This window comes from Microbacterium sp. Kw_RZR3 (genome assembly GCF_029222405.1).
In the GTDB taxonomy this organism is placed as follows: domain Bacteria; phylum Actinomycetota; class Actinomycetes; order Actinomycetales; family Microbacteriaceae; genus Microbacterium.
Genome location: NZ_JARHXC010000285.1, coordinates 1 through 7,446, shown reverse-complemented (window position 1 = coordinate 7,446; position 7,446 = coordinate 1). Strand labels below are relative to the sequence as shown.

Sequence of the window (7,446 nt, the reverse complement as noted above, 5' to 3'; positions counted from 1 at the left end):
TGTTTCGCCCTCGCGTAAAGTTCATTCATCCGAATGCAAGGAGATCTCATGGACGCCACCCCCGTCGAGCTGGGCCTCGACACCTTCGGAGACATCTCGCGCGGCCCCGACGGGTCGTTGCAGAGCGACGCGCAGACCATCCGCAACGTCGTGGAGCAGGCGGTGCTCGCCGATGAGGTCGGGCTGTCGTTCTTCGGGGTGGGGGAGCACCACCGCAAGGACTTCGCGGTCACGAGCCCCGAGATCGTCCTCGCCGCGGCCGCCGCGCGCACGAAGAACATCCACCTCGGCACCGCGGTCACGGTCCTGTCGTCCGACGACCCGGTCCGCGTGTACGAGCGCTTCGCCACGCTCGACGCCGTCTCGAACGGACGCGCCGAGGTCATCCTCGGGCGGGGGTCGTTCATCGAGTCGTTCCCCCTCTTCGGGTACGACCTGAACGACTACGAGCAGTTGTTCGAGGAGAAGCTCGAGCTCTTCTCGCTCCTCCTCGACGAGAAGCCGGTCACCTGGTCGGGACGCACCCGGGCCGGACTTCGGGATGCCGACGTGTATCCCAAGACCGAGAACGGGCTGAAAGCGTGGGTCGGTGTCGGCGGGTCGCCCGAGTCCGTCGTCCGCGCCGCCCGCTACGGCTACGGTCTCGTCCTCGCGATCATCGGCGGGTCCTCCGCCCGTTTCCGGCCGTTCGCCCAGCTCTACCGGCAGTCGCTGCAGGAGTTCGGCGAGCCCGCGATGCCCATCTCGGTGCATTCGCCGGGCCACGTGGCCGAGACCGACCAGCAGGCGTGGGACGAGGCCTACGAGGGCGTCGCGGAGCTCAACACGACCATCGGTCGCGAGCGCGGATGGCCCGCCTACAACCGCCTGCGCTTCCAGCACGACGTCGGACCCGAGGGGGCGATGTACATCGGCTCGCCTGAGACGGTGGCGACGAAGATCGCCACGACCGTCCGGACGCTGGGCGCCTCGCGCTTCCAGATGAAGTTCGCCAGCGGATCGATCTCGCACGACCGACTGATGTCGAGCATCGAGCTCTACGGCACGCGTGTCCTGCCGCTGCTCCGGGAGATGCTCGCCGACTCCGATTCCGACGCAGCGGCCTCGTGAGCGCGAGCACCGACACCGTGCGGGTGTCCGAGCGTCTCGACGCCCTGCCGTTCACCCGGCGTCACGGGCGGATCCTGGGCGGCTCGGGACTGGGCTGGGCCCTGGATGCCATGGATGTCGGGCTCATCTCGTTCATCATCGCCGCGCTGGCGGCACAGTGGAAGCTGGAGCCCGCGCAGGCCTCGTGGATCGCCTCGGCGGGATTCGCGGGAATGGCGATCGGCGCGAGCCTCGGCGGGCTCCTCGCCGACCGCTTCGGGCGGCGTCAGGTGTTCGCGCTGACGCTCCTCGTCTACGGCGTCGCGACGGGGGCCAGCGCGCTCGTCGGGGGGCTCGCGGCCCTGCTCGTGCTGCGCTTCGTGGTCGGCCTCGGGCTCGGCGCCGAACTGCCGGTCGCCTCGACCTATGTGAGCGAGTTCGCCCCCGCGCGGATCCGCGGGCGCGTCATCGTCTTCCTCGAGGCGTTCTGGGCCGTCGGCTGGACCGCCGCCGCGGTCATCGGCTATCTCGTGGTGCCGTCTTCCGCCGACGGGTGGCGGTGGGCGTTCGCGCTCGGCGCGATCCCCGCGGTCTACGCGCTGATCGTCCGCTGGGGCTTGCCCGAATCGCCGCGATGGTTGGCGTCGCGAGGACGCAACGGCGAAGCCGTCGCGATCGTGCGGGATCTCGAGGCCGCCGCGGGTCGCGTGTCGTTGGAGCCGTCGAGCGACGGGGTGTCGGCATCCGCTCCCGCTCCTCGCGCCCGCGTCGGTGCGCTGTGGTCTCCGGCCCTCCGTGCGCGCACGGCGAGCCTGTGGGTGCTGTGGTTCTGCGTGAACTTCTCGTACTACGGCGCCTTCATCTGGATTCCGACGATCCTTGTGGCGCAGGGCTACGACCTCGTACGCTCTTTCGGTTTCACGCTCATCATCACCCTGGCCCAGCTTCCGGGGTACGCCGTCGCCGCGTGGCTCATCGAGGCGTGGGGGCGGCGCGCGACGCTCGCGACCTTCCTCGCCGGCTCGGCGATCGCCGCCGTGCTGTTCGGCACCGCCTCCGGTGAGGTCGCGGTGATCGCGACCGGAATGCTGCTGTCGTTCTTCAACCTCGGCGCCTGGGGTGCCCTCTACGCCGCGACGCCCGAGACCTACCCCACGTCCCTGCGGGGGACCGGTGCCGGGTGGGCCGCGGGCGTGGGGCGCATCGCGTCGATCCTCGCGCCCCTGTCGGTCCCGCCGCTGCTCGCCGCGGGCGGTGCTCCGCTGCTGTTCATCGTGTTCGCAGCGTTCTTCGCGGTGGCCGTGGTCGCGTCGCTCTTCCTCCGCGAGCAACGCGGGCGGGCGCTGGCCTGATCCTCCTCGGGTCGCGGGGGAGGGGCGCTTCGAACCGGGGAGCGTCGCCCGCGTAGGCTCGACGCATGGCATCCGTCCGCTATGTCGCGATCGGCGACTCGTTCACCGAGGGAGTCGGCGACGAACTCCCCGACGGCACGGTACGGGGGTGGGCCGACCTCGCGGCCCAAGGATGGGCGGATGCCGCGGGCGAACCGATCCAGTACGCCAATCTCGCGATCCGCGGCAAGCTGATCCAGCCCATCGTCGAGCAGCAGCTCGAGCCCGCTCTGGCGCTGAAGCCGACCCACCTGTCGTTCAACGGAGGGGGCAACGACATGCTCCGCCCCCGCTCAGACCTCGAGCGGATCGTCGGGTTCTTCGAGCACGTCCTGCGTCGGTGCGACGAGGAGGGCGTGCAGCTCATCGTGCTGTCCGGCGCGAACCCGTCGGCGGGGCTGCCCCTCGGTCGGGTCCTGCAGATGCGCGGCGACCGCCTGTCGAAGGCGGTCGAGGAGCGGCTGGCATCGCGCCCCGACGTCATCACGGCGTACAACTGGTTCGATCGTGAGCTCGCCGGTGGCGAGTTCTGGTCGGTCGACCGGTTGCACATGAACCCGCGCGGACATCACCGGGTCGCCGCGCGTGTGATCGAGGCGGTCGGGCTGTCCGCGCCCGCCGAGTGGTGGCGTCTTCGTGACATCCCCGAGGTCGAGCGGTTGAAGGGGTCGGCCTACTACCGCGAGCACGTCGCGCCGTGGATCCGTCGTCGTCTCGCGGGCACCTCGTCCGGAGACGGCCGCGCCCCGAAATTCGGCGGCGAATGGGTGGAGCTGACGCCGGGCGGGTGAGCGTCGCCGGTCGCACGAACGGGCGCCGGGTGCCCGGGCTCAGAACGCTCGACCCCCTGGTGTCTCGGCATCCGCGTGCCTAAGATCGCCGGATGTCTCCCTCGAACACGCGACTTCTGGCCCTTTCCGGCACCGCGATCGCGCTCGGCGCCCTCACGGGATGCTCCGGCGGTGAGGCGGAACAACCCGCAGCGGGCTCTCCGACGCCGTCACCCTCGCTGACCACAACCGCGCCGCCCACACCGGACCCCTGGGCCGGCTACTTCGACGACGAGGTCACCGATGCGGAGGTGGGGGAGTACCTCTGGCAGTCGTGGGGGACCTTCGGCGACGGCGATGAGGTCGCTCCGCGCCGCGGCGACAATCGGACCGTCGAGCCAGGCACGTACACCGTGACACTCGAGTGCGCCGGCCCCGAGATGATGACCGGGCGCATCACCACGACGTCGGGGACCGCCGTCATCGACCCGCTGTCGGTCTCGTGCATGGCCGCGACCCCCGTGCAGGTCGACCTCCCCGAGAAGGGGCTGCTCGTCGACCTCGACAGTGGCGGCGAAGAGGGCGCGTACCTGATCCGGGTCGCCGCGGCGGGATAGCGCGCGGATCACACGGCGATGGCACGCGTCACGGCATCGCGAGACGCGATTCCCGTGCGGCGGAACTCCCGCGTCCGGGCCGATCTCAGGGCAGACGGCACGCGGCGCTCAGCCCGAGATGCAGCATCCCGTCGATCGTCGAGCGGTCACGAGCTGACAACCGGATGACGCCGTCGTCCCGCAGGTCCTCCTGCATCGCGCGATCTTTCGCGTATCCCGCATCGTCGAAGGCGGCCAGAATCGCCGCGTACGAGTGCTCGTTGTCGCCGGTGGCGATCGTGAGGCCGAGACCCGTCGAGCCGTCGCAGACCAACTCGGACGCCGCCGGAATCGACACCGGCGCCCCGGAGGCATCCGTCACCGGTCCCGTCGCCGCTTCGAGGGCGAGGGATGCCATGCGCACGACCTCGTCGCGCGTGTCGCCGATCTGTTCGCTCAGTCGCGGGCCACCGTCGGGATCAGGGGAGACCGGATCCGGCGGAAGCTGCGCCGTGGGCTCTCGTCCTCCCACCAGACCGCACGCGGCATCGGCCGGATCGAGCAAACGGGGCAGCACGAGCTGAGGCTCACCGACGGTGGCCAGCGGTTCGGTGGAGCTGTCGAAGGTGTGCCACACGCGCACCTCATCGCCTTCGACGACCGCCATGTACGACCCCTGGGCGAAGGGGGTATGCCCGTCGTCCGTCTGCACGCTGTCGACCGGAGTGGCGAGAATGCCTTCGACGCGTAGCACCTCGATACGGGCAGAGAGAAGGAAAGCGCGCTCGCTCACGACGTACCCGGTCGAACAGCCATCGGCCACCACGGGCACGATGGACCCGCCCGTCAGGGCGGCCGCGAACGCCGCGAGCAGGAGCGCCGCGCACGCCGCCAACCGGAGAGGCACGAACAACAGCAGCCACCACCGTCGCGCGGGTATCGCGCACACCGCGACCACGAACGCGAGCAGGGCGATCTGCACGCTGGCACCCGCGATCGCTTCCGAGTCCCACCCGCCCACGATGACCTCTGTCGGGCCTTCTGATCGCGAACCGAGGATGGTGAGCGCCAACAGGACGGCGAGCGGCGGCAGCACGAGTACGGCCGACACGACGGCGACGACACGCCGCACCGGGCGCGGGCGCGCAGACGCGGGGGCAGCGGGCGGGAGGACGTCCTGCGTCATGCGGCCAGCCTGCCATCCTCCGCTGCGGGAGAGCCCGGGGCCGCGCCGACGGGGGAGAGGGGCACAGTCGGCTCATAGGCTCCGGACAGCGGCACGGTCCACAATGAGCACATGACCCTCGCACTCGTCACCGGCACCTCCAGCGGCATCGGCCTCCACACCGCGATCGGCCTCGCGCGCACGGGCGTCGACGTGATCGCCACCGTCCGCGACACGGGCCGCGCCGACGCCCTGCGCGCGGCCGCCGCCGAGGCGGGGGTGGAGCTCGACATCCGCGCGCTCGACGTCACCGACGCCGAGGGCGCTCGTTCGCTCGTCGCCGACGCCGGCCCGCTCGACATCCTCGTGAACAACGCCGGCCGCGGCGCCGTCGGCACCCTGGAGCAGCTCAGCGACGAAGACCTCCAGAAGCAGCTCGACACGAACTACCTCTCCGTCGCGCGGCTGACCCGACTCGTGCTGCCCGGGATGCGAGAGCGAGGCAGGGGTCGCATCGTCACGGTGACGAGCGTCGGGGGAGCGGTGGGCCAGCCCTTCTCGGACGCCTACTGCGCCGCGAAATTCGCCGTCGAGGGCCTGATGCAGTCCCTCGCGCCGGTCGTCGCCCCGTTCGGCATCGACGTGTCGATCGTCGAGCCGGGTGCCGTCGCGTCGTCGTTCACCGCCTCGGTCGAGCGCGCGGAACCCGGCCCGTACGCGGCTCTCCAGCAGGCGTACCTCGATCGTGCGGCGACGTCGTTCGCGAGCGCGCAGTCGGCGGACGATGCCGCAGAGACCGTCGTCGAGGCGGCCATCACCGACGCGCCCCGGTTCCGCTGGCAGACCTCGGAGTCCGCGCTGCGGTTCGCCGGCCTGTCGCTCGCCGACCTCAGCGGTTCGCGCGTGCTCGACGTGACGTCGCACTGGGTCCGCTGACCGCCCGCGGCCGCGTTGAGTGTCCAAGACACGCCGCTACGGCCCGCGCCATGACGGCGTGTCTTGGACACTCGACAGGGAACGGGCCGCGAGCGGCGGGGGACGCTCGTTCGTGCCCAAGCTGACATAATGTGCATTATCGGCGTTACCCCGACTGGAGCGCACGCCCGGGATTCGGGCCGCATTATGTACCCCGCGGCACCGGCGCACCACCCCCGAATCGAGCAGTCCTTGCGCGCGTAGCGTCCCAGGAGAGCCAGGTGCCGCCCGTCGTCGACGTCCGCACCGGTTCGCTGAGCCGAAGGACCGGATGAGCCAGTCGATCGATGCCGCGATGCCTTACACCGGCGACACCCTCGGAGGTCGCTACGTGCTGTCCGACCGCGTCGGGGCCGGCGGAATGGGCCGTGTCTTCCGCGCGCGCGACACCGTCCTCGCACGCGACGTGGCGATCAAGCTCTTCCACACCGACCAGGCCGACGCCATCGAACCCGGGCGTCGCCTGTCGGAAGCACGTGTCCTCGCCGCCTTCGACCACCCGTCGCTCGTCACGCTCTACGACGCTCGCCTCGAAGCCGGCGACCACATCTACCTCGTCATGGAGTACGTCGACGGCCCTTCCCTGCAGCGACGCATCGAGGCGGGCGCTTTGGAGCCCGCCTTCGTCGCCGCACTGCTCGTCGACCTCGCGCGCGCTCTCGCCGCAGTGCATGCCACCGGCGTGGTCCACCGCGATGTGAAGCCGTCGAACGTGCTCCTGCGTCCCACCCGCCATTCTCCGCACGGCTTCGAGGCCGTTCTCGCCGACTTCGGCGTCGCACACCTGATCGACGCCACGCGTCTGACCACCCCGGGCACCGTCATCGGAACCGCCGCCTACCTGGCCCCCGAGCAGGTCCGCGGCGAACCACCGCAGCCCGCGTCCGACATCTACGCCCTCGGGCTGCTCACCATCGAAGCGCTCACGCGTCTGCATCCCTACCAGGGCGGGACTCTGCAAGAGACGGTACTGGCACGGCTGGCCTGTCCCCCGTCGATTCCCGCCTCGCTGGGTCGCGAATGGGCGTCCCTGCTCACCGACATGACCGCGTTCGATCCCGCGGTGCGCCCCCCGGCGGCCGTGATCGCCGAACGAGCGGCGGCGCTGACCTTCTCGACGGACATCGAGATCCCGGATGCCGACGACCTCGAGCTCCTCGACCTGCTCGGGGTCGAGACGGCTCCCTGGACGCCGCTCCCCGACCTCGAGGCCTCCGCTTCCGCCTCGACCCTCGCCACGTCGCCACCCGCCCCGCCACCCTCCGGTGACCGCCGGCGGCGCGCGACGGCACGCCGACGACCTGGCATCCGCCCAGCCTGGCTGGGTGCCGCCGTGCTGGCCGCGGTGCTCGTCGTCGGAGGCCACGTGCTGGCCCTCTCGCTCCTGGCTCCGACGCAGCACGTGACGGAGATCGCGCCGTCTCCCTCCCCGAGCGCTCCTGCGGTGCAGGAGCCCGCAC

The 7,446-nt window shown here is 71.0% G+C and carries 7 protein-coding genes; 6 read left to right on the top strand and 1 reads right to left on the bottom strand.

The genetic code is table 11. The features are described 5' to 3' along the window. The first annotated feature begins 48 nt into the window (after positions 1-48). The 4 genes from P2P98_RS15810 (at position 49) to P2P98_RS15795 (ending at position 3,867) form a co-directional block, all read left to right on the top strand. Positions 49-1,110 (top strand): LLM class flavin-dependent oxidoreductase, encoded by a 1,062-nt coding sequence (locus P2P98_RS15810; protein ID WP_275801137.1) that lies wholly within the window; start codon positions 49-51, stop codon positions 1,108-1,110. Further along, positions 1,107-2,441, top strand: a complete 1,335-nt coding sequence (locus P2P98_RS15805; protein ID WP_275801135.1) for an MFS transporter — start codon at positions 1,107-1,109, stop codon at positions 2,439-2,441. Before P2P98_RS15810 ends, P2P98_RS15805 begins: the two co-directional genes overlap by 4 nt. 65 nt (positions 2,442-2,506) lie before the next feature. Then, positions 2,507-3,271, top strand: a complete 765-nt coding sequence (locus P2P98_RS15800) for an SGNH/GDSL hydrolase family protein (protein WP_275801133.1) — start codon at positions 2,507-2,509, stop codon at positions 3,269-3,271. Between the two features lie 92 nt (positions 3,272-3,363). Next, on the top strand, positions 3,364-3,867 hold the full coding sequence (locus tag P2P98_RS15795; protein WP_275801131.1) for a hypothetical protein: 504 nt from the start codon (positions 3,364-3,366) through the stop codon (positions 3,865-3,867). Positions 3,868-3,952: 85 nt separating this feature from the next. Here the strand turns inward: P2P98_RS15795 and P2P98_RS15790 are convergent, their stop codons facing one another. Continuing rightward, positions 3,953-5,032, bottom strand: a complete 1,080-nt coding sequence (locus P2P98_RS15790) for a hypothetical protein (RefSeq protein ID WP_275801128.1) — start codon at positions 5,030-5,032, stop codon at positions 3,953-3,955. A gap of 111 nt (positions 5,033-5,143) precedes the next feature. Between P2P98_RS15790 and P2P98_RS15785 the strand changes: the two genes are divergently transcribed. Both P2P98_RS15785 and P2P98_RS15780 read left to right on the top strand, forming a co-directional pair. Beyond that, complete coding sequence (locus P2P98_RS15785) at positions 5,144-5,947, top strand: SDR family NAD(P)-dependent oxidoreductase (protein WP_275801125.1); 804 nt, start codon at positions 5,144-5,146, stop codon at positions 5,945-5,947. A 310-nt stretch (positions 5,948-6,257) separates the two neighbouring features. Continuing rightward, positions 6,258-7,446, top strand: a 1,189-nt coding sequence (locus P2P98_RS15780) for a serine/threonine-protein kinase (RefSeq protein WP_275801123.1), incomplete at its 3' end; no start/stop codon positions are given.